Annotated in this window: 23 protein-coding genes; 22 read left to right on the forward strand and 1 reads right to left on the reverse strand. The window is 32.5% G+C overall.

Going from position 1 to position 22,969, the window contains the following annotated elements:
* Positions 1–431 precede the first annotated feature (431 nt).
* The 15 genes from RWL86_RS02595 (at position 432) to RWL86_RS02665 (ending at position 14,602) form a co-directional block, all read left to right on the forward strand.
* Positions 432–2,156, forward strand: coding sequence for an NFACT RNA binding domain-containing protein (locus RWL86_RS02595; RefSeq protein WP_314077038.1), 1,725 nt, complete (start codon positions 432–434; stop codon positions 2,154–2,156).
* A 10-nt stretch (positions 2,157–2,166) separates the two neighbouring features.
* Positions 2,167–3,312, forward strand: a complete 1,146-nt coding sequence (hemW, locus tag RWL86_RS02600) for a radical SAM family heme chaperone HemW (RefSeq protein WP_314077039.1) — start codon at positions 2,167–2,169, stop codon at positions 3,310–3,312.
* Between the two features lie 48 nt (positions 3,313–3,360).
* Complete coding sequence (locus tag RWL86_RS02605; RefSeq protein WP_314077040.1) at positions 3,361–3,972, forward strand: DUF2140 family protein; 612 nt, start codon at positions 3,361–3,363, stop codon at positions 3,970–3,972.
* Between the two features lie 40 nt (positions 3,973–4,012).
* Positions 4,013–4,720, forward strand: coding sequence for a purine-nucleoside phosphorylase (deoD, locus tag RWL86_RS02610; RefSeq protein WP_314077041.1), 708 nt, complete (start codon positions 4,013–4,015; stop codon positions 4,718–4,720).
* Positions 4,721–4,735: 15 nt separating this feature from the next.
* On the forward strand, positions 4,736–6,196 hold the full coding sequence (locus tag RWL86_RS02615) for a S41 family peptidase (protein WP_314077042.1): 1,461 nt from the start codon (positions 4,736–4,738) through the stop codon (positions 6,194–6,196).
* Between the two features lie 15 nt (positions 6,197–6,211).
* Complete coding sequence (lepB, locus tag RWL86_RS02620; RefSeq protein ID WP_314077043.1) at positions 6,212–6,829, forward strand: signal peptidase I; 618 nt, start codon at positions 6,212–6,214, stop codon at positions 6,827–6,829.
* Between the two features lie 15 nt (positions 6,830–6,844).
* Positions 6,845–7,435 (forward strand): signal peptidase I, encoded by a 591-nt coding sequence (gene lepB, locus RWL86_RS02625; RefSeq protein WP_314077044.1) that lies wholly within the window; start codon positions 6,845–6,847, stop codon positions 7,433–7,435.
* Positions 7,436–7,675: 240 nt separating this feature from the next.
* Positions 7,676–8,659: a mannose/fructose/sorbose PTS transporter subunit IIA gene (locus tag RWL86_RS02630; RefSeq protein ID WP_314077045.1), complete on the forward strand. Its 984-nt coding sequence runs from the start codon at positions 7,676–7,678 to the stop codon at positions 8,657–8,659.
* Between the two features lie 9 nt (positions 8,660–8,668).
* The gene (locus RWL86_RS02635) at positions 8,669–9,481 is read left to right on the forward strand and encodes a mannose/fructose/sorbose family PTS transporter subunit IIC (protein ID WP_211228175.1); all 813 of its coding nucleotides are present in this window, start codon (positions 8,669–8,671) and stop codon (positions 9,479–9,481) included.
* 15 nt (positions 9,482–9,496) lie between these two features.
* Positions 9,497–10,411: a PTS system mannose/fructose/sorbose family transporter subunit IID gene (locus RWL86_RS02640; protein WP_314077046.1), complete on the forward strand. Its 915-nt coding sequence runs from the start codon at positions 9,497–9,499 to the stop codon at positions 10,409–10,411.
* 99 nt (positions 10,412–10,510) lie between these two features.
* Complete coding sequence (locus RWL86_RS02645; protein WP_314077047.1) at positions 10,511–10,873, forward strand: DUF956 family protein; 363 nt, start codon at positions 10,511–10,513, stop codon at positions 10,871–10,873.
* A 348-nt stretch (positions 10,874–11,221) separates the two neighbouring features.
* Entirely contained in the window at positions 11,222–12,190 is a 969-nt protein-coding gene (locus RWL86_RS02650) for an ATP-binding cassette domain-containing protein (RefSeq protein ID WP_314077048.1), read from the forward strand.
* Entirely contained in the window at positions 12,187–12,966 is a 780-nt protein-coding gene (locus RWL86_RS02655) for a hypothetical protein (protein ID WP_314077049.1), read from the forward strand. The genes RWL86_RS02650 and RWL86_RS02655 overlap by 4 nt, the downstream gene beginning before the upstream one ends.
* Before the next feature lies 1 nt (position 12,967).
* Positions 12,968–13,774, forward strand: coding sequence for an ABC-2 family transporter protein (locus RWL86_RS02660; RefSeq protein ID WP_314077050.1), 807 nt, complete (start codon positions 12,968–12,970; stop codon positions 13,772–13,774).
* Between the two features lie 129 nt (positions 13,775–13,903).
* Complete coding sequence (locus tag RWL86_RS02665) at positions 13,904–14,602, forward strand: MgtC/SapB family protein (RefSeq protein WP_314077051.1); 699 nt, start codon at positions 13,904–13,906, stop codon at positions 14,600–14,602.
* A gap of 37 nt (positions 14,603–14,639) precedes the next feature.
* On the opposite strand, the gene RWL86_RS02670 is transcribed toward RWL86_RS02665, so the two are convergent.
* The gene (locus tag RWL86_RS02670) at positions 14,640–14,897 is read right to left on the reverse strand and encodes a hypothetical protein (protein ID WP_314077052.1); all 258 of its coding nucleotides are present in this window, start codon (positions 14,895–14,897) and stop codon (positions 14,640–14,642) included.
* 143 nt (positions 14,898–15,040) lie between these two features.
* Here RWL86_RS02670 and ylqF point away from each other — a divergent pair, with 143 nt between their 5' ends.
* The 7 genes from ylqF to hslU all read left to right on the forward strand — a co-directional run bounded on the left by ylqF (position 15,041) and on the right by hslU (position 22,968).
* Positions 15,041–15,898: a ribosome biogenesis GTPase YlqF gene (ylqF, locus tag RWL86_RS02675; RefSeq protein ID WP_314077053.1), complete on the forward strand. Its 858-nt coding sequence runs from the start codon at positions 15,041–15,043 to the stop codon at positions 15,896–15,898.
* A 1-nt stretch (position 15,899) separates the two neighbouring features.
* Complete coding sequence (locus tag RWL86_RS02680) at positions 15,900–16,673, forward strand: ribonuclease HII (protein ID WP_314077054.1); 774 nt, start codon at positions 15,900–15,902, stop codon at positions 16,671–16,673.
* 71 nt (positions 16,674–16,744) lie between these two features.
* The gene (dprA, locus tag RWL86_RS02685) at positions 16,745–17,611 is read left to right on the forward strand and encodes a DNA-processing protein DprA (RefSeq protein ID WP_314077055.1); all 867 of its coding nucleotides are present in this window, start codon (positions 16,745–16,747) and stop codon (positions 17,609–17,611) included.
* Between the two features lie 106 nt (positions 17,612–17,717).
* Positions 17,718–19,787 (forward strand): type I DNA topoisomerase, encoded by a 2,070-nt coding sequence (topA, locus tag RWL86_RS02690; protein ID WP_314077056.1) that lies wholly within the window; start codon positions 17,718–17,720, stop codon positions 19,785–19,787.
* 282 nt (positions 19,788–20,069) lie between these two features.
* Positions 20,070–21,011 (forward strand): tyrosine recombinase XerC, encoded by a 942-nt coding sequence (xerC, locus tag RWL86_RS02695; RefSeq protein WP_314077057.1) that lies wholly within the window; start codon positions 20,070–20,072, stop codon positions 21,009–21,011.
* A gap of 11 nt (positions 21,012–21,022) precedes the next feature.
* Positions 21,023–21,550, forward strand: a complete 528-nt coding sequence (gene hslV / locus RWL86_RS02700) for an HslVU peptidase proteolytic subunit (RefSeq protein ID WP_006702671.1) — start codon at positions 21,023–21,025, stop codon at positions 21,548–21,550.
* An 11-nt stretch (positions 21,551–21,561) separates the two neighbouring features.
* Entirely contained in the window at positions 21,562–22,968 is a 1,407-nt protein-coding gene (gene hslU, locus RWL86_RS02705) for an ATP-dependent protease ATPase subunit HslU (RefSeq protein ID WP_314077058.1), read from the forward strand.
* Position 22,969: the final 1 nt, after the last annotated feature.

Consider the following 22,969-nt stretch of genomic DNA (forward strand, 5'->3'; position numbering starts at 1 on the left):
TTTGACGGAAGTGTTTAAACATCTTGTGACTTTTTATGTGATCATTTTACGTCAGCATATACTTTAGAAAAGTCCATACTTTTTTTCGAAAATTCATCAGCATCTGTCAAAAATAAAATTGGCTTTTCTCTGTAGCTTTAGCACTATAAGCCAGATAGGTTTATAGTGCAGGGAAAATTGAGACCTTAGGCTCAATTTTTAGGCATGAAACAGCAGAGCTGTTTGATGCCGTCCTTAGCTACTTTAGAAAAGCCAATTGTATTTATTGTCTGAGGTTTCTTATCATATCAGTAGATAAATTTTCTAAAAATCGTTACAATAGAGTAGAGTTTAACAGTAAAATCTAATCTAATGACGATACAAAATATAATAGATTTGGATTTATAATTAGATAAATTCAAATCTATTTTTTTATCTATATGGAGGAACTTATGACATTTGATGGTTTATTTACAAAATGGATGACGGATGAAGTTTCTAAAGAAATTATAGGAGGGAGAATTAGTAAAATTCATCAGCCCCTTCCTTATGAAATTCAATTAACGATTCGTTCCAATCGTAAAAATTACTTACTATTATTATGTGCTCATCCAATGATGGCACGATTTCAATTTATTACAGAAAAAGGCGATAACCCTGAAATTGCTCCTAATTTTTGTATGATTTTAAGAAAATATCTTGAAGGGGCGATTATTCAAGATTTTACTCAAGTTGGAGCTGACCGAATTATTCATTTAGATGTTGACACAAGGGATGAACTTGGAGATGAAGCAAAATGGCGTTTGACACTTGAAATGATGGGGAAACATAGTAATGTTTTCTTAGTTGATCGAAGAAGCCAACAAATTATTGATTGTTTAAAACGTATCCCATTAAGTCAAAATACTTATCGTACATTACAACCGGGTGCTACTTATCAATTACCTCCTCATCAAACGAAAATGAATCCATTTGAAATGACGTTATTTGAACTAGATGCTAGATTAACAAAGGGATTAGGAGAAGATTCTCTTGCAAAATCATTAATGAGTCTTGTTCAAGGGTTGAGTACATTAACAGCAAATGAAATTGTTGAACGATCCATGATGTTTGATGAGACGATTGCTGAGAGTTTATGGAAGTTTTTAGAACAAAATAATGAGAAACCAACGCCTACTTTAGCAAAACTTTTGAATGGAAAAAGCTATTTCACAGTTTGTCCATATTATTCATTCCAAAATGCTGAAAATCAATCATTTGAAACATTATCTGAATTAGTAACTGCCTATTATGTTCATAAAGTTCAGGAAGAGAAAATTCAACAGTTGGCGGGGAATTTACTTCAAATGTTGAAATCAGAATTGAAAAAAAATCGCGAAAAATTGGTTAAATTTGAAGAAGATTTACAAAAAAGTGAAAAAGCTGAACAATACCGTATTAAAGGGGAGTTATTAAATACTTGCCTGTACCAAATCGAAAAAGGTCAAACTGAAATTCAAGTGGAAAATTATTACGATAATAATGAATTACTGACGATTCAATTGTCTACATGGTTGACACCTTCTCAAAATGCACAAGCTTATTTTAAAAAATATCAAAAATTAAGAAATTCAATTGAACATATTGAAAAACAACAGGAAGTTACTCATCAAGAAATTCAATATTTAGAACAAGTACTATATCAAATTGAAGAAGCAGATGTGCAAAACTTAGAAATTATTCGAGAAGAATTAGTAGCAAGTGGTTACTTAAAGCGTTCCGCTATGAAAAAAGGAAAACAAAAAACAAAACCTTCAAAACCATATGTTTTCTACTCAAATGATGGAACAAGAATTTTAGTGGGTAGAAATAATTTACAAAATGATACCTTAACGTTAAAACAAGCCAAAAAAGAATATTTATGGTTACATGCCCAAAATATTCCTGGATCACACGTCATTGTAGAATCGGCAAGTCCAAGCGATGAAACAATTGGACAAGCAGCGATGTTAGCAGCTTACTATTCAAAATATCGTCATTCAGCAACTGTTCCTGTGGATTATGTTTCTGTTTCAAAAATTAGAAAGCCAAATGGATCTAAGCCAGGATTTGTTGTGTATGAAGGACAACAAAATACATATATCACCCCAGATGAAGCAGTGATTCAACAAATTCGGGAAAATAAACCAAAAGAATAAGGAGAAACAAATGAACGCAGTAAGAGCAGCTTATATTCACATTCCATTTTGTTCTCATATTTGCTATTATTGCGATTTTAATAAGGTATTTATTGAGGGGCAACCGGTTGATGAATATGTTGATTTATTAGTAAGAGAAATGCAATTACGAGCAAAGGCTCATCCCCTCTCTCCTTTAGAAACGTTATATATCGGAGGAGGAACTCCTTCAACTTTAACACCTAAGCAATTAGCAACATTATTTGAAGGAATTCATCGCTATTTACCACTAGAGAAGAATTGCGAATTTACAATGGAATTAAATCCAGATGATGGGCAAATGGAACGGTTAGAAGTAATGAAAGAATATGGAGTTAACCGTATTAGTATGGGAGTTCAATCTTTTAATGATGAATTATTAAAAAAAATTGGACGTAAACATAGTAAAAAGACAGTTTTAGAAAGCATAGGAAATGCTCGAAAAATTGGATTTGAGAATATAAGTATTGATTTAATTTTTAGATTGCCTCAACAAACGATTCAAGATTTCGAAGATAGTTTAAAAATAGCAATGGATTTAGATTTACCACATTATTCAATTTATTCTTTAATTTTAGAACAAAAAACAGTTTTTTATAATTTAATGAGACAAGGGAAACTTCCTTTGCCAACACAAGATGAAGAAGCAGATATGTTTCAATTAGCCATGGATTCTATGGAAAGTTTTGAACGGCATCATTACGAAATTAGTAATTATGCACTTCCAGGTTTTGAATCTAGACATAATTTACATTATTGGAAAGCAGATGAGTATTTAGGATTTGGTGCTGGTGCTCATGGTTATTTAAATCAAGAACGCTATCAAAATTGTGGCCCCATTCAACATTATTTAGAACCATTACGTAATTTTGAACTTCCAATTTTACAAAAGGATGTACTAAGTAAAAAATCTCAAATCGAAGAATTTATGTTTTTAGGATTGAGAAAAATGTCAGGTGTTTCAAACCAAGAATTTAAAAGAAGATTTGGAAGAAATATCAATGATATTTATCAAGAAATTATTGAGGAACTGTTAGAACAGGAATTGATTCAATTAACAATAGAGGGAATTGCGTTAACTCATAAAGGAAAGTTTTTAGGGAATAATGTATTTCAAGCATTTCTTTTAGAAGATTAGGTTAAGATTTTATATGAATTGCTGTAATGAGATGAAAGAGGTGATAGAATGACACTATTAAGAAGAACTAAAAAGAAAAGGAATTATTGGAAAATTGCTTTTTTAGCTTTAATTGCAATCAATTTATTTGTAATGATTTCCTCATTAATTCCTAGCCGAACTAAGCATCAAGTTTCAACAACGCAAATTGTAGAACAAGGAGAGAATTGGATGGAAGTAACTTTAAGTAAAACGGAAATTCAAAATATTTTAGAAATTGTTACGAAAAAGAATCAAATAGAAAATCCAAGTTTTCCAAACTTTGTGATGAATGATTCAGTCATTCAAATTACTGGAGATGCTAAAGCATTAGGGGTTACTGTTCCTTATAAAATGACGACTGTACCATATGTAACCGAAGAAGGAGCTATACAGTTAAAAATACAGTCTGTTCAATTAGGAGGTTTCTCGTTACCAGTATTTTTAGCATTAGGTAGATTACAACAAATGGAGTTTCCTGAATGGTTTCAATTAAATACGGCAAAACAGTATTTTCTACTAAATTTATCGGGACTTCATGAAGGAAATACGATTAAAGCAAAAAAAATTAATTTAAAAACAAATGAATTTATTTTTTCTATTTCAATTTCTAATGACAATATAGTAGAATATCTACAGTAAGAAAAATTTAAAAGTCTATAAGACAGTTAGGAGATCACACATGAGTGTACATATTAATGCAACAAAAGGACAAATCGCAGAGGTAGTATTAATGCCAGGAGACCCACTTCGTGCAAAATACATTGCGGAACATTATTTAACAGATGTAGAACAATATAATAGCGTAAGAAATATGTTTGGTTATACAGGATTTTACAAAGGACAACGAGTATCTGTTCAAGGTAGTGGAATGGGTATTCCTTCAATGATGATTTATGCCAATGAATTATATACTGAATTTGGTGTTGAAAAGATTATTCGTATTGGTTCAGCTGGTTCAATTCAACCGGATGTAAATGTTCGTGATATCGTATTAGCTCAAGGAGCTACAACAGATTCATCAATTATTACAAATATTTTCCAAGGACAAGTAAACTTCGCACCTTTAGCTTCATTTGATTTATTAGATAAAGCGTATCATTTAGCTAAAGAACGTGGTGCAACTGTACACGTTGGAAATATTTTATCTTCAGATCGTTTCTACAATGCTGAATTAAACAAACAAAAATTACAAGAATATGGTGTACTTGCCATTGAAATGGAAGCTGCTGGTTTATATGCATTAGCTGCTCAACATAAAAAACAAGCTCTAGCCATTGTAACGATTAGTGACCATATTTTAACAGGTGAAGAAACAACTGCTGAAGAGCGTGAAAAAACATTTAATGAAATGATGGAAATTGCTTTAGAAACAGTTCATAACGGTTAATGTGTAGGTAAATGTATGGAAGAAAATCAAGAAAAAGTTGTTAAAGCTCCCAAAAAAGGAATACGACTGTGGATTTTTATTGTATCAATCATTGTAACAATGTTGCTTTCGATTGGATTAACGATTGGCATTGTTTGGACTCAATTACCAAAGTTGATTGGTAATCAAAATCAAGAGCATCAGTTATCGAAGCAAGAAATGTTTCAAATTGAAAAAGTATTTTTCTATTTAAAACAAGCTTATGTTGATAAAAATGTTACGAATGAACAGTTGATTCAAGGAGCTTTAAAAGGAATGGCTGAGGCGGTTGGTGACCCTTACACAACTTATTTAGTAAATGATGAAACAGCTCAATTAGATGAAACGGTTAATGGGTCATTTGGTGGAATTGGAGCTGAATTAAAGTCAGATCAAAGTAGAGTTGTGATTAGCACTACAATGGAAGGAAGCCCTTCTCAACAAGTCGGTCTTCAAACGGATGATGTTATTACAAAAGTAGATGGCGAAGATATGACAGGTAAGACCATTTCTGAAGTTGTGAAGAAAGTACGTGGAGAAGTTGGTACAGATGTTGTGTTAACGATAGAACGTGCTGGAACTTCTTTAGAAGTCAAATTAACGAGAGCTAGCATTGCCATTAATACTGTAAAAGCTGAATTAGATAAAGAGGATGCTACAATTGGACATATTCGTATTACAAGCTTTGCTAAAAATACCGCTCAAGAATTAGAAAAAGCGGTTAAAGATTTAACTAGTAAAGGTGCAAAATCTTTTGTGTTCGATGTACGCTACAATCCTGGTGGACTGTTAGATCAAGCATATAAAGTTGCCAATATGTTCCTAAAAGATGGTGAACCAATTGTTCAAGTAGAAGATAGATTTGGAGAGAAAAAAATTTATAAAGCTTCTTCAGATATTGGAACCTTTAAAATTACTCAACCATATGTCCTTTTAGTGAATGAAGGAAGTGCTAGTGCTTCGGAAATTTTAGCTGCTGCATTAAAAGAAGGAGCAGGAGCACAAATTGTTGGAACTAAAACTTATGGTAAAGGAACTGTTCAAAGTGTAATTGATATTGCTGATAATAGTGAATTGAAATATACGAATGCTAAATGGTTAACACCAAAAGGAAATTGGATTCATAAAGAAGGTGTCACTCCAACAAAAGAAGTGAATTTACCGGATTATGCATTTTTAAAAATTATTGATGCAAGAGAAACTTTAAAACTTGGGACTGTTTCCCAAAATGTCTTATCAGTTGAAACAATTCTAAAAGGATTAGGCTATTCAGTTACAGCAGATGGTTATTTTGATGAAGCTACTCAAAATGCAGTTAGACTCTATCAACAAAAAGAAGGAATTACTGTAACCGGAGAAGTGAATGAAGAAACTGCTCAAAAATTAATGAATAGTGTTAGAGTTTTAATCCAAGAAAACGATACACAGTATCAAGCCGCAAAAGAATTACTAAAATAGAATGGAGGTTTTTCCATGGAAGAAGTTAGTTCATTTATTCCACGTAATATGCGTAAAAGAAAACTTCCTAAACCTACTATATGGGAAGAATTATTCAGTTGGTTAGGCTCTTTTGCCGTATCATTTGCAATTCTAGCCTTGTTATTTATCTTTGTAGGGAAACCTTTTACGGTAAGTGGTCAATCAATGTATCCGACATTACATAATAATGATCGTATGTTTATGTCAAAATTAGGGGATATTAATCGTTTTGATGTGGTTGTATTACAAGCACCAGACCAAGATAAAGAGTATATTAAACGAGTGATAGGTATGCCTGGAGATACGATTGAAATAAAAGAAGGAAAGCTATATATTAATGGCAAAGTAGTGGAGCAACCATTTATTAATACTGAAATACTGGTAAATAAAACCGTGTATATTGATGATTTTAATTTAGAAGCTTTAACAGGTGAAACTACTGTACCTGAAGGGAAATATTTTGTAATGGGGGATAATCGTGGAGTGTCAAGAGACAGTCGTTTGATTGGATTTATTGATCGCTCTGCCATTGAAGGGAAAGCAGTCTTTACGATTTGGCCGTTGAATCGAATTGGTGGTCAAAAAGATTTTTCTTATTTATATTCTGAATGATGAGGAGAGATTTGAATGAGTTATGAAGAGGAGTATGACTATAAGCCTTCTATATTGTCTATCATATGGTCTTGGATTTGGTCATTTATAGTAGCCTTCATTATTGTTGGAGGAGTATATTTCTTCCTTGGTAGACCCTTTACGGTAAGCGGTGCTTCAATGTATCCAACATTACATAATGGTGATCGAATGGTGCTATCTAAAGTTGGAGATATTCATCGATTTGATGTTGTTATACTAAAGGCTCCAGATGAAAATGTTGAATATATTAAACGTGTTATTGGAATGCCTGGGGATACAGTTGAGATGAAGAGTGGGGTACTTTATATTAATGGTAAAAAAGTAGATCAACCTTTTATCAATACTGAAGCATTGGCAAAACAAACGGTATTTATGGATGATTTCACTTTAGAGAGTCTAACTGGTGAATCAAAAGTTCCTGAAGGGAAGTATTTTGTTTTAGGGGATAATCGTGGTGTTTCTAAAGATAGTCGGATGATTGGTTTTATTGATCGTTCAGCGATTGAAGGAAAAGCAGTCTTTACAATTTGGCCATTTGGTCGAATTGGAGGACAAAAGAATTACGGTTATTTATATTCCGAATAAGGTATAGAAATTGACTTTTCTTAATGTAGTATTAGGACGCAAGCAGCCACCTAACGGTGACTATTGGCTAAGGCTACTTTGAAAAGTCTTTTTTATTTATATTCATTTAGGATATTTTCAAGGAAACGGTATAAAGAAGTTGTATAAACATTATATTCTTTTACAAATAGAAAAATTAGTGTTAAACTTCAAATGGTGCATAAAAGGATGCATTAATATAGATTTATAGGAGGAAATCATATGGTTGGAATTATTATTGCAAGCCATGGTGAATTTGCTGCTGGTATTAAGCAATCTGGTTCAATGATTTTTGGAGAACAAGAAAAAGTTGAATCTGTTGTATTTATGCCAAGTGAAGGACCAGATGATTTGCAAAGAAAATTGCAAGAAGCCATTGAGAAAGTTGATTCAGAAGAAATCTTATTCTTAGTCGATTTATGGGGCGGTAGTCCATTCAATCAAGCAAATAAATTGTTTGAAGAAGCTCCTGAACATCGTGCAATTGTTGCTGGATTAAACTTACCAATGTTAATCGAAGCGTATGCGAGTCGTTTCTCAATGAATACAGCTCACGAAATTGCTCAAGCGATTGCTCCAACTGCAATTGAAGGTGTGAAAGTTCGCCCAGAAGAATTGCAAAAGAAAGAAGAAGTAGCAGAGGAACAAACGGTTGCGCCTAAAGGAGCTATTCCAGAAGGAACAGTTTTAGGGGATGGCAAAATTAAGTTTGTATTAGCTCGTATTGATACTCGTTTACTTCATGGACAAGTTGCTACTAACTGGACTAAGGCAACAAATCCAAATCGTATTATCGTTGTATCTGATTCAGTATCAAAAGACGATTTACGTAAAAAATTAATTGAACAAGCAGCTCCTCCAGGAGTTCGTGCTCACGTTATCCCATTGGATAAATTAGTTCAAGTTTATAACGACCCACGTTTTGGCGATACAAAAGCATTATTATTATTTGAAAATCCACAAGATGCTTTAGCAGTTATTGAAAAAGGTGTAGAAATTCCAGAATTAAATATTGGTTCTATGGCTCATTCAGTAGGTAAAGTTCAAATTAATAATGTATTATCTGTTGACCAAGCAGATGTTGATACGTATAAGAAATTACGTGATTTAGGCGTAAAATTTGATGTTAGAAAAGTATCAGGAGATTCTCCTTCTGATTTATTCAAATTAATCGCTGCAAAAGCAGGCGAAGGATTAAACATTTAATAGGAGGTCATTATGGATTTTAATATTGTAGCAATTATTGCAGTCCTAGTTGTTGCCTTTTTAGCTGGTATGGAAAGTATTTTAGACCAATTCCAATTCCATCAACCAATTATTGCATGTTCATTAATTGGATTAGCAACAGGACATTTATCTGAATGTATTATTTTAGGTGGAGCTTTACAATTATTAGCTCTAGGTTGGGCTAATATCGGTGCAGCGGTTGCTCCCGATGCAGCGTTAGCTTCAGTAGCATCTGCCATTATTTATGTAAAAGCTGGTGACTTCTCTACAGATGGTCGTAATATCGCCATTGCAGCAGCTATCACTCTAGCAACTGTTGGTTTAGTAACAACTATGATTGTTCGTACTTTATCAGTTGTTCTTGTTCACCAAGCTGATAGAGCAGCAGAACAAGGGAACTTCCGTGGTGTTGAATTTTGGCACTATGTAGCTTTAGCTACACAAGGTTTACGTATTGCAATTCCAGCAGGAGCTTTATTATTCATTCCTTCTTCAGCAGTACAAGCTGCATTAGGTTCATTACCAGCATGGTTTACTGGTGGTATGACAGTTGGTGGGGGAATGGTAGTAGCTGTTGGTTATGCAATGGTTATTAACTTAATGGCAACTAAAGAAGTATGGCCTTTCTTCTTCTTAGGTTTTGCTTTAGCACCAATTAAAGAATTAACATTAATTGCAACTGGTATTATCGGTTTAGCAATTGCTGTAATTTACTTAAACTTACAAAAAAATAACTCAGGTGGTTCAGGATCAAATTCTGGTTCAGGAGACCCACTTGGTGATATTTTAAATGATTACTAGAATGGAGGAACAGATATGTCAGAGAAAAAAGTTTCATTAACGAAAAGCGATCGTATTAGCGTTATGTTACGTTCTCAGTTCCTTCAAGGTTCATGGAACTATGAGCGTATGCAAAATGGTGGTTGGGCATTTTCATTAATCCCAGCACTTAAAAAATTATATCCTAACAAAGAAGAAGCAAGTGATGCTTTAAAACGTCATTTAGAATTCTTTAATACTCACCCATATATTGCTGCTCCAATTCTTGGGGTAACTTTAGCTCTTGAAGAAGAAAAAGCAAATGGAGCAGATATCGATGATGCTGCTATTCAAGGGGTTAAAGTTGGTATGATGGGACCTTTAGCAGGTATTGGGGATCCTGTATTCTGGTTTACAGTTCGTCCAATCCTTGGAGCAATTGCTGCTTCATTGGCAACTGGCGGTTCATTAATTGCACCATTATTCTTCTTTATTGCTTGGAACTTAATCCGTATCGGTTTCTTATGGTACACACAAGAAGTTGGATATCAAAAAGGTTCTGAAATTACAAGTGACTTATCAGGTGGTATTTTACAAACTATCACTAAAGGTGCTTCAATCTTAGGGATGTTCGTAATGGGGATTTTAGTTCAACGTTGGACTTCAATTAACTTCCCATTAGTAGTTGCTCGTGCTAAATTATCTGAAGGAGCATACATTCAATTCCCTGAAGGTACTGTAGATGGTTCAACATTACAAAAAATCTTATCTGCATTAGCAGGTGGTACTTCATTAACTCCTGAAAAAGTTACAACATTACAAGATAACTTAAACCAATTAATTCCAGGTTTTGCTGCTTTATTATTAACATTCGCATGTATGTGGTTATTAAAACGTAAAGTAAGTCCAATTTTAATTATCTTTGGATTATTTGCACTAGGTATTCTTGGTCGTGTAACAGGGATTATGTAATTAAGATACAATTTTGAGATGAACAGATTTAAATGTCTGTTCATCTTTTTTTGTTTTATGATAAAATAGATTTATCAGTTTAGTAAAAAGGAGAATGTTATGGCACAGTCATTAAATACAAAAGTTATTTATACAACAAAGGCTAATGCTTTTGTTGGCTGGATTGGAAATAAACATGGCGATATTCTCGTTGGGGATAGAGCATTTGAGTTTTATAATGAAAAAAATCCGGAGGATTATATTCAAATTCCTTGGAATGAGATTGACAAAGTACGTGCTCAAATTTTCTTTAAGGATCGTTATATTCGTGGGTTCTTTATAGATACGAAATCTGCAGGTTCATTTAATTTTGTGGTGAAAAATGCAGGGAAATGTTTAAAAGAAATGCGTACATTTGTTGGAGAAGAAAATATTGTACGTAGTAAACCATTGTTTACGATGAGGAATTTCTTCAAAAAGTAATAATATTATTAATAATGACTTCTAATATAGTAGTAAGGGACGGAAGCAGCCTTGCGCTTGCAAGTCTCATTCCTAAAATTTGAGCCCAAGGTCTCAAATTTCCCCTATAAAAGTAGCCAATCAGGCTACTTTTATCATTACTACTATGAGAAGTCATTGGTGGTGTGGGCATACAGTGTCTGTACGTTTATGATGTATTATAATGACTTCTTTAGATTTAGTAGTAAGGGATGGAAGCAGCCTCGCATTTGCGAGTCTCATATAATTATTACTATGAGAAGTCTTTGGTGGTGTGTGCATATAGTGTCTGTACGGATAAAATTTTATTTATGATATATGGAGAAGAGTATGATTCGTTTTGAAAATGTATATAAAGAATATATAGATTCAGATATACAATTAAAAAAGTCTTTTAAAGAAAAATTATTTACAAAAAAGGCAAAGAAAACAGTTATTCAAGATTTAAATTTAGAAATTAATGAAGGAGAAATTGTTGGTTACATTGGTGAGAATGGTGCTGGAAAATCTACGACAATAAAGTTGTTGTTAGGAATTATCCCAGCAGATTCTGGTAATGTAACAGTTTTTGAAAAAGATTCGTTCAAGAATCGTCGAAAAAACGCTTCTGAAATTGGAGTTATGTTTGGACAGAAATCTCATCTCTGGTGGGATTTACCACTGTTAGATTCTTTCAAATTTTTACAAAAAATTTATTCTAAAACCTCTGTTGAAGATGATAAATGGTTAGAATGGTTAATAAATGAATTAGAAGTAAAGGCCTATATAAATCAACCAGTTCGAGAACTTTCTTTAGGACAACGTATGCGTGGAGAATTTGTTTGTGCTTTGCTTCATTCTCCTAAGTTAGTCATTTTAGATGAACCTACAATTGGTATTGATGTTCAAACAAAACAAAAAATGATGGAAATTATTTTAAAAGTTAATGAGCAAAAAAATACGACATTCATGATTACTAGTCATGATTTTCAAGAGATTGAGAAAGTTTGTCAAAGAATTATTATTCTGAACAAAGGCATCAATGCATATCAAGGAAGTATTGAAGAGTTTAAAAATCAATATTCTTATTTGAAAAAAGTTATCATTTATCACGAACAAGGACAGCATGAATTGATAGAGAATTCAACTATAAAAGTATTAGCAAAGAATATTTTTTCTACTGAATATTTTTTTGATACTCGTGAAATTTCAGAAGAATTAGCGATTGAATTTATTCGAAATAATGTTCATCCTGATAATTTAGAAGTTGTTCATTTAAGTTTATCAGAATTAATGACGGTAAAGAGGGTGTTAGAATGAAAGGTTTATTAGCATACATACTTTACCAGTTTAAGTCTAATAAAAGATATCGCATGAATAATGTTATGACGATTATGAGTACATTTATTGCTATTGTAATTCAGTATTATATTTGGACATATGTTGAAAAAACAAATGGAATGAATACACAACAAATTATTATTTATTCTATGTTTGCCTTAACATTATCGTCTTTATTACCTTTATTTTCTTCAGCTGATTTTATGAATCATATTATTTTAAAGGGAACAATAGCTAATTATTTACAGCGTCCACAAATGCTGTTTTTAGTCAATTCCTCTATTCAAATTGGAAATAGTTTTTATAAGATTATTTATCGAATTATTCCGATTTGGGTTATTTATATTATTTTTTTCAAAATAAATCTCATGACTGTGAATAGTGTTCTTTTGTTGGCATTATTATCTTTATGTTTCAGTTGGATACTTTCATTAATTATTGGTCATATTATAGGATTACTTTCTCCGTATTTAATTAGTATAAATGGAACTAAAAGTTTAATTTCTGGCTTAATATTATTACTTGGAGGGGGAGTTTTACCGATAGATATTTATCCAGAACCTTTAAAATCAATTGTATTAAAACTACCTTTTGTTGCATTACAATATTTTCCTAGTGCAATATTAAGTGGAAGTCAATTATTTTCTTATACGACTGCACTTTTAATTCAATTATGTTGGATTCTTTTCTTTCTCTTAGTTTTATTCATTATACAAAAAAGAGTCTACTCAAAACTTGAAATTATGGGAGGGTAACATGATAATTCGTTCGTTAAAATTTTATAGAAAAATTTATACTGAATTTATAAGAATGGATATCAAACGAATAATGATGTATCCTATTGATTTTGTTTTAGGAAATATGGGCTTTTTTCTAGAAACAATTTCAACCTTATTTGTTCTTTATATCATTGTTATGAATACAGGATTTTTAGGTGAGTTTAGTGGATACGAAGTGTTATTTTTTTATTCATATTTGATGTTAGTAAATGCCCTATGGGAAATATTTTTTGTAACTGTACTTGAAATTCCATATATGATTCAAAGTGGAGAGCTAGATATTTTCTTAGTAAGACCTTTAAATATTTTATTTCAATTTATTATTTTTCAACTAGATGAAGAATCTGTATTTGAAACGGTAGTAGCTTTATTGTTATTAATAGGATCAATCACTCAATTATCTGGATTATGGACAAGTATCTTCTTTATTAAATTACTTTTCTTTATACTTTCTTCTATTTTTGTTAGATATGCTATTTATTTATTTTTAAGTTCTACTGCATTTTGGTGGGTATCAAATGATGGGCTTAAAAGTATTTTTTGGGAAGTTTCTCAACTTGGAAATTATCCAATTTCAATCTATCCTCAATGGTTAAAAGCTGTATTAATGATTATACCATTTAGTTTTATTGGATATTTTCCTGTCCATGAGTTATTACTGAGTACTAATCGATTTACTTTAGAAACATTAATCAATTTTAGTTCCGGATGGATTATATTTTATTTAGTTTATCAATTCTTTTGGAAACAAGGATTAAAGAAATATCAAAGTATTGGTGGTTAAATCAATATAATCAAAAACTTAAAATATTATATTAACCACAGCATTCAGCTTGACTTTTTCTTGTAAAAATTATACGATAATAAGCATTCTATGAGAACGATATCAGGAAGAATGGAAAGGAGAAGTTTAATGAATCAAATATTTTTACATCAATTTGATGTGTTGTTAGAATTACGTCATTTTTTATCCATTATTCTCGCATGTTTATGCGGATGGGCGATTGGATATGAGCGTAAGTCACGCAATAAACAAGCGGGGGTGAAAACCCATGTCATTGTTGCATTAGCTTCTGCTTTAATGATGATTGTTTCAAAAGAAGCATTTTGGGAAACTCCAGACGCTGCAGATACGACACGTATTGCTGCGCAAATCGTTAGTGGTATCAGTTTTATCGGTGGTGGTATTATCTACATGCGTGATATGCGTGTTAGTGGTGTTACGACAGCTGCTGGTTTATGGGCAACTTCGGGAATCGGAATGGCTATTGGTGGTGGATTCTGGTTCTTTGGCAGTATTTGTTGCGCCGTAGTGGTAATAGTTCAATTATTGACACATCGTAAACTCAGCGTTCATAGAAAAATGTATCAATTAAATATTACGGGAATGATTAGTCATTTGAATGTTATTCATGATATTCATCGACATTGTAATTTAAAACAGTATCAAGCTGCCAATGTTGAAGTTAAGAAAATTCCAGAAGGATACGAGTTATATATTCAAATTGATAATGATGCTCGTGTTTTTGTTCAAGATTTTAAAAAGACAATTCAAGAAAAGGGAATTGACTTTAAAATTAAGAAAGTTAAATTTAAAGCAACAATTGGATAATGAAAAATGAAAGCCTTGAAGGAGTAGGATTGCCCCTTCAAGGCTTTTTGTTCAAGTAAAAATATAGCAACATATCTAACACTTTCGTAATAATCCATAAAATAATGGCATAATAAAAGAAATAGAAAAAATAAGAAATACTGACTATGATTCCTAATAAAACAAAGATAACAATGGAAAATACCCAAAATAATTTTAAGTAGAGCAACAATTTTTCACGAATGAAAAATTCTTCATTACTTAACGTTGATTGAGGACCATCAAATTTATCAATCAGTTGAATCAATTTTTTCATAGCTTTCTTCCTTTCAAAATAAAAATAGTATTGTGATTATACACTAAAAGTTCGCCTATGACTATGAATAATTTTGAAATAAAAAGGGAGTATGTTAAAATAGTTCAGAATAAAGTTACAAGTAGTAAGAAAGGGTGAAATTGATGGCAACGATACAATGGTATCCTGGACATATGGCAAAAGCTAAAAGAGAAGCAATTGAAAAACTAAAATTAGTAGATGTTGTAATCGAATTAGTTGATGCACGTATCCCGGAATCAAGTCGTAATCCAATTGTAAATGAGATTAAAGGACAAAAGAAACAATTAATGCTATTAAATAAGACGGATTTAGCCGATCCGATTCAAACAAAGAAATGGATGAACTATTATCAAGAAGAAGGTATTGAAGTTTTAACAGTTGAAGCTAAAGATGGTAAAGGATTGAATCAAGTAAAAGCAGCGATTAAAGCATTGATGGCTGAAGAATTTGAAAAATTAGCCGCAAAAGGAGTTCGTCCTCGTCCGATTCGTTTAATGGTATTAGGAATTCCAAACGTTGGAAAATCAACATTTATTAATCGTATGATTCAAAAAAATCAGGCTGAAACTGCGAATCGTCCTGGTGTTACCAAAGGACAACGTTGGTTAAAAATTGGTAATGATTTTGAATTACTAGATACGCCTGGTATTTTATGGCCAAAATTTGATAATCAAGAGATTGGGAATAAATTAGCTGTAACAGGAGCGATTAAAGATTCATTATTACATATGGATGATATAGCATTATTTGCGATTAATATCTTTAGAACATACTATACAGATGCTTTAAGAAAACCTTATGGTCTAAGTGAAGCTGATTTAGAATTATCTGATGTAGATTTATTATTGCTCATTACGAAAAAGTTAGGGTTCAAAGATGATTATGAACGTGCAAGTGAGCGTATTATTTTTGATATTCGTGGTGGTAAATTAGGTCGATATACATTAGATACTGCACCAATTAGTTTGGAAGGTGTATAAAATGACTGAAAAATATACCATTAGTCAAATTAAAGAAATCTTAAGTTCGATTCATTCGATTGAAGATCCAATGTTTCAACAATTAAGTTTAGATATGAGAAAAGGAGTGCAAATAGCACTTAAATCGTGTCAAAAAAGAATTGAAAAAGAACAAAAACGTGCAGAACATTTTATTGAAATGCAATATTATGAGAGATTAGCTTATCAAGAAGGTGCTAGTTTTATTGCTGGGGTTGATGAAGTTGGCCGTGGTCCATTAGCAGGTCCTGTAGTAGCTGCTGCAGTAATTTTACCGAAAAATATTGAAGATTTAGGGTTTGATGATTCTAAAAAATTATCTGCTTCTAAACGAGAAGAAATTTATCGGTTGATTCAAGAAAAAGCTATTGCCATTGGAATTGGAATTGTGGATGCAGATATTATTGACCAAGTCAATATTTATCAAGCTAGTCGTTTAGCAATGCAACAAGCAGTCAGTGAATTAAAGATTCAACCAGATTATTTATTAATTGATGCGATGAAAATTGATGTGAATACCCCTCAAATTGGCATCATTAAAGGAGATGCCAAGAGTATATCGATTGCAGCAGCAAGTATTGTTGCAAAACAAGTGCGTGATCAAATGATGCAAGAATTTGATGAATTATATCCTGGCTATGATTTTTCTAATAATGCAGGTTATGGAACGCCAAAACATTTGGAAGGACTAAATAAAAAAGGAATTTGTCCAATTCATCGAAAAACTTTTGCTCCAATTAAAGATTTTTTGCAATAAAAAAATATTTTTAGCCTTTTTTTTCGTATATAACAAGTAGAAATGTTATTTCGAGAAAGAAGGTTATTTTTATGGAATGGACAAGACGAACATTAATGATTGCTCTAGCAATGAGGGATAAAGGGAGTAGCCAACAAAGATGGGAGTTGTATCAACGTTTATGTCAAAATGAATGGACAGAAGGTACTTTTACATTAGAAGCTATTCATCAGGAATTAAGTTTAGAAGAGATTGCTTGGCTAAGGAATACAGATTTTGCCAATTTGGAATTACAGTATCGAAAAGAAGCGATTCATTTTTTGATGTACGAAGATGCTTTGTATCCAAAACGTTTAAAAGAAATTTATTTGCCACCAGTTGTACTATTTTACAAGGGAAGACTGGAGTTATTCAATCGTTTGTCTATTGGAATTGTTGGTGCAAGAAATCATACTCCCTATAGTAAAGAAGCGCTAGAATATTTACTCCCTGATATACTTGAAAGAAAAGTATCCATTATTAGTGGATTGGCAAGAGGAGTAGATAGTTTAGCTCACCAACTAACATTAGATTTAAAAGGGGAAACGATTGCAGTTATCGGAAATGGCATTAATATTTGCTACCCTAAGGAAAATCAAAGTTTGTATGATGCAATAGGAAAAAAAGGACTGATACTGTCTGAATATCCATTAGATAGTCCACCTTTAAAATTTCATTTTCCTTATCGAAATAGAATTATTGCAGGATTAAGCCATGGATTATGTGTGATTGAAGCAAAAATGCATAGTGGAAGTTTAATTACAGCTAATGTTGCTTTAAGTGAAAATCGTCAAGTGTTTGCCTTACCGGGTAATATTACAAGTGAATATTCTAAAGGAACAAATGAACTGATTACTGCCGGAGCTTTTCCGATAAGAAATGCAAATGATATTTTAAATTCTCTGCATTATTTTCCATAAAATTTTAACTCTTATAGTTTTTTGATTTGACAAACAAACTTTCGTTCGCTATGATGAATAACGATTATTGAAAACAAGCATATACTTCTGTGAAGGGAGTTTCGATATGGTTAAGAAAAACTTGGTGATTGTCGAATCACCAACAAAAGCGAAAACAATTGAAAGATATTTAGGGAAAAATTTTAAAGTAGTGGCAAGTAAAGGTCACTTACGTGATTTACCAAAAAGTAAAATGGGAATCGATATTGAAAATAACTATGAGCCTCATTATATTTCTATTCGTGGAAAAGGGGATTTAATCAAATCTTTGAAAAAAGAGGCGAGTAAAGCCGATGCTGTTTACCTTGCAAGTGACCCGGATAGAGAAGGGGAAGCTATTTCATGGCATTTAGCACATTTATTAGGATTAGATACGACTAAACCGATTCGTGTAGAATTTAATGAGATTACAAAGGATGCTGTAAAAGAAGCCTTTAAAAATCCAAGAAATTTAGATATGGATTTAGTTGATGCGCAACAAGCTCGTCGTATTTTAGACCGCCTAGTAGGATATACAATTTCTCCAATTTTATGGAAAAAAGTGAAAAAAGGCTTGAGTGCAGGTCGTGTACAAAGTATCGCTGTAAAATTAATTATTGATCGAGAAAGAGAAATTCAATCTTTTGTTCCAGAAGAATATTGGTCATTAGATGCAACTTTCCAAAAATCAACAAAGAAATTTTCAGCTAGTTATTATGGAACAACTGCTGAAAAAGTTGAATTAAAATCTCAAGATGAAGTGAATCAAGTCTTGAAAGAAATTGATGAGAAATCACCATTTATTGTTCAAAAGGTAACGAAAAAAGAAAGACGAAGAAATCCTGCTGCACCATTTACAACAAGTAGCTTGCAGCAAGATGCTTCCAATAAATTAAACTTTAGAACTCGTAAAACGATGATGGTCGCTCAACAATTGTATGAAGGTGTATCATTAGGAAGACAAGGTTCAGTCGGTTTAATTACGTATATGCGTACGGACTCAACTCGTGTTTCTCAAACTGCTAAAGACGAAGCAAAATCTTATATTTTATCTGAGTATGGTAGTGAGTATTCAAACTCAACACGTTCAACAAAAGTTTCTGAAGGAGCTCAAGATGCCCACGAAGCAATTCGTCCTTCATCAGTTATGAGAACTCCTGATTCGATTGCATCATATTTATCAAAAGATCAATTAAAATTATATACCTTAATTTGGTCTAGATTTGTGGCAAGTCAAATGTCTGCGGCTGTTTATGATACGGTTCAAGTTGAGTTAGAGCAAAATCAACAAGTATTCAAAGCAAATGGTTCTACCATTAAATTTGCTGGATATCAAAAAGTGTATCAAGATAATGCCGATTCTAAAAAATCTAATGTTTTACCTGAATTGGTTGAGGGAGATAAAGTATCTGTACAAAAATTAGATCCAGAACAACACTTTACTCAACCACCTGCTAGATATTCAGAAGCAACTTTAATTAAAACATTAGAAGAAATTGGTGTCGGACGTCCTTCGACTTATGCTCCAACAATTGAAACGATTCAAAAACGTTATTATGTTAAATTAGTAGCGAAACGTTTTGAGCCAACGGAATTGGGAGAAATTGTTCATCAAATGATTCAAAATTATTTCCCGAATATTGTAGATACAAGATTTACTGCTGAAATGGAATCAGAATTAGACCAAATTGAAGCAGGCAAACAAGAGTGGGTTCAAGTTATTGATCGATTCTATCAACCTTTTAAGGCTGAAGTGGATAAAGCAGAAATTCAAATTGAGAAAGTCCAAATTAAAGATGAACCTGCAGGATTTAACTGTGAAGTTTGTGGAAATCCAATGGTGATTAAATTAGGACGTTTTGGTAAATTCTATGCATGTAGTAATTTCCCAGATTGTCGTCATACTGCAGCAATTGTAAAAGAGATTGGTGTAACATGTCCGCATTGTCATCAAGGGCATGTGATCGAGCGAAAATCGAAGAAGAATCGTTTATTCTATGGATGTGATCGTTATCCTGAATGCGAATTTGTCTCATGGGATAAACCTGTAGGAAGAGAATGTCCGAAATGTTCTCACTATCTTGTAGAAAAGAAAGTGAAAAGTGGCAAACAAATTGTATGTAGCCAATGCGATTATAAAGAAGAAATTCAAAAATGATGAAGAAGCCGCAAGGCTTCTTTTTTATGTGGTTATAGAAAAAACGGAAAAAGAAATTTTTTTTAGTTGCATTAGTAATAAAATTCGACTCGAATTTTATTACAGGTAAATTTGAGACCAAGGCTCAAATTTAAGCTATGAGACACCGCAGGTGGCTGCTAGCGTCCTTTGCAACAAAGGAGATTTCTTTTGTAGTGAAAATTGTTTGGAAAATTTTGACAATTTAGTTGTCAGTTGTTAGAAACTATGCTACAGTTTTATATGGAGAAAGGATGTCGTTAAATGGAAGAACAATTTCATGCATTTATTCAATATTTAACAGTCGAGAGAAGATATTCGATAAAAACAGTTGAAGCGTACCAACGAGATATTGAACAATTTTTGATCTTTTTAAAAGAAATTCCATTAACACAATTATCAGAAGTTACAGCAGTGGACGTACGAATTTATCTTGGGAAATTACATCAACAACAATATAATCGTTCCAGTATATCACGATTTTTATCAAGCCTTCGATCGTTCTATCAATACTTATTAGAACATGAATTTGTTGAGGAAAATCCATTTGCGAGTGTTTCTTATAAAAAAGGACAAAAACGACTTCCTGAATTTTTTTATGAAGATGAGATGGAAAAATTTATTGCTTCCATTGATGGAAATCAGCCTTTAGACCAACGTAATCGTGCGTTAATTGAAGTATTATATGCTACAGGGATGCGAGTGAGTGAATTAACTGAATTAACTTTACAGCAATTAGATTTAAAAAATGGCGTTATTTTAGTCATTGGGAAAGGTTCAAAAGAACGTTATGTTCCAATCGGAGATTTTGCTACAGAAGCTTTACAGCTGTATCTAGAAGAAAGTCGAACTTCTTTAATGAGCCAATATAAAAAAGAACATGCTTCTGTATTCGTGAATCATCTAGGTGATCCGATAACAACAACAGGTGTTCGCTACATTTTAAATCAATTATTACAAGAAAGTGGATTACAATTAAAAATTCATCCGCATATGTTGCGACATACTTTTGCGACTCATTTATTAAATAATGGAGCAGATATGAAAACTGTTCAAGAATTATTAGGACACGTTAGTTTAAGTTCTACTCAAATTTATACACATGTCACAAAAGATGCTTTGCAACAAAATTATCAATTATATTTTCCTAGAGCAAAACAAGAGGAAGATACTTTTGATGCATCCAGATTTAACCATAAACCATAGGAGGTTTTAAAATGACAACAATATGTGCCGTTAAAAAAGGGAATCAATCTGCTATTGCAGGTGACGGTCAAATTACCATGGGTGAAAGAATTATTATGAAAGGTAGCGCTAGAAAAATTAGACGTATTTTCGGTGGAGAAGTCGTCGTTGGTTTTGCTGGTGGTGTTGCAGATGCGATTACTTTAGAAGAAATGTTTGAAGATCAATTAAAGCAATTTAAAGGGAATTTGCAACGTGCAGCTATTGAACTAGCAAAACAATGGAGAACTGACCGTACTTTACAAAAATTAGAAGCGATGCTGATTGTAATGAATAAAGATCAATTATTATTAGTTTCAGGTACTGGTGAAGTGATTGAACCAGATGATGGGATTTTAACAATTGGTTCAGGTGGGAACTTTGCATTATCAGCTGCTAGAGCTTTATTACGTTTTGGGGATGAAAATTTAAGTGCAGAAGATATTGCAAGAGAAAGTTTAAAAGTTGCTTCAGAAATTGATGTGTATACAAATGATGCAATTATTACAGAAGTAGTATAGGAGACGGGAAAATGAATTCAAAAATTAGTAAGACACCTAGAGAGGTCGTACAAGAATTAGACCAATTTATTGTAGGTCAAGCTAGTGCCAAGCGTGCTTTAGCAGTTGCTCTACGTAATCGTTATCGTCGATTATTATTAGATGAAGAAATGCAAAAAGAAGTGACGCCTAAAAACTTATTAATGATTGGACCAACAGGTGTAGGGAAAACAGAATTAGCGAGACGTTTAGCTAAATTAGTTGATGCTCCATTTGTTAAAGTAGAAGCCACTAAATTTACAGAAGTGGGTTATGTCGGTCGTGATGTAGAATCGATGGTTCGTGACTTAGTTGAAAATGCGATTAGTATTGTTCAGAAACAAAAGCAAGAAGATGTACGTCCTCAAGCTTATGATAAAGCTGTTCGTAAATTAGCAAAAATTTTAAAACCTGGCATCATGAAAAAAGTGGCAAATCCTCAACAAGATTCTCTAATGAATTTATTCCAATCAATGGGCTTACCAAAAACAGAACTACCACAAGAGGAAAAAGAAGAAGTAACAGAGGAAATTGCTGCATCAAGACGTGAAATTGAGCAACAATTGAGAAATGGTTTATTAAAAAATCAAGAAGTTACGATTGAAGTAGAAGAAAAACCATTACGTATGGCAGGCAATTCGAATGGAATGGAGCAAATGATGCAAATCCAATCCATGTTAGACCAAATGACACCTAAAAAACGTTCAAAACGTACAGTTAGTGTAGAAGAAGCTTTAGATATTTTAACAGAACAAGAAGCAAATCAATTAGTGAATAAAGATGATGTACATGCAGAAGCATTAAAATTAGCAGAAACATCAGGAATTATTTTTATTGATGAGATTGATAAAATTGCTGCAAAAGGACATAATGGAGGGGAAGTTTCTAGAGAAGGTGTTCAAAGAGATATTTTACCTATCGTAGAAGGAAGCCAAGTTCAAACAAAATATGGTGCCATTCAAACTGATCATATTTTATTTATTGCTTCTGGAGCTTTCCATGTTGCTAAACCAAGCGATTTAATGCCTGAATTACAAGGTCGTTTCCCAATTCGTGTGGAATTACAAGATTTATCAAAAGAAGATTTCGAACGTATTTTAACAGAACCGAAGAATGCTCTATTAAAACAATATAAAGCATTATTGGCTACTGAAAATGTTGAAGTTATCTTTACAAAAGAAGCTGTCTCAGCACTTGCTAGAACAGCATTTGAAGTGAATAGTAATATGGAAAATATTGGCGCAAGAAGATTGCATACTATTTTAGAAACATTATTAGAAGAATTATTATTTGAAGCTCCTCAGATGCAAATGGGAAGTATTCAAATTACTGAGCAATATGTGGAATCAAAATTAAATACGATTACTGCTGATCGTGATTTAAGTCGTTATATTTTATAGG

The organism is uncultured Granulicatella sp. (assembly GCF_963515095.1).
Lineage (GTDB): Bacteria > Bacillota > Bacilli > Lactobacillales > Aerococcaceae > Granulicatella.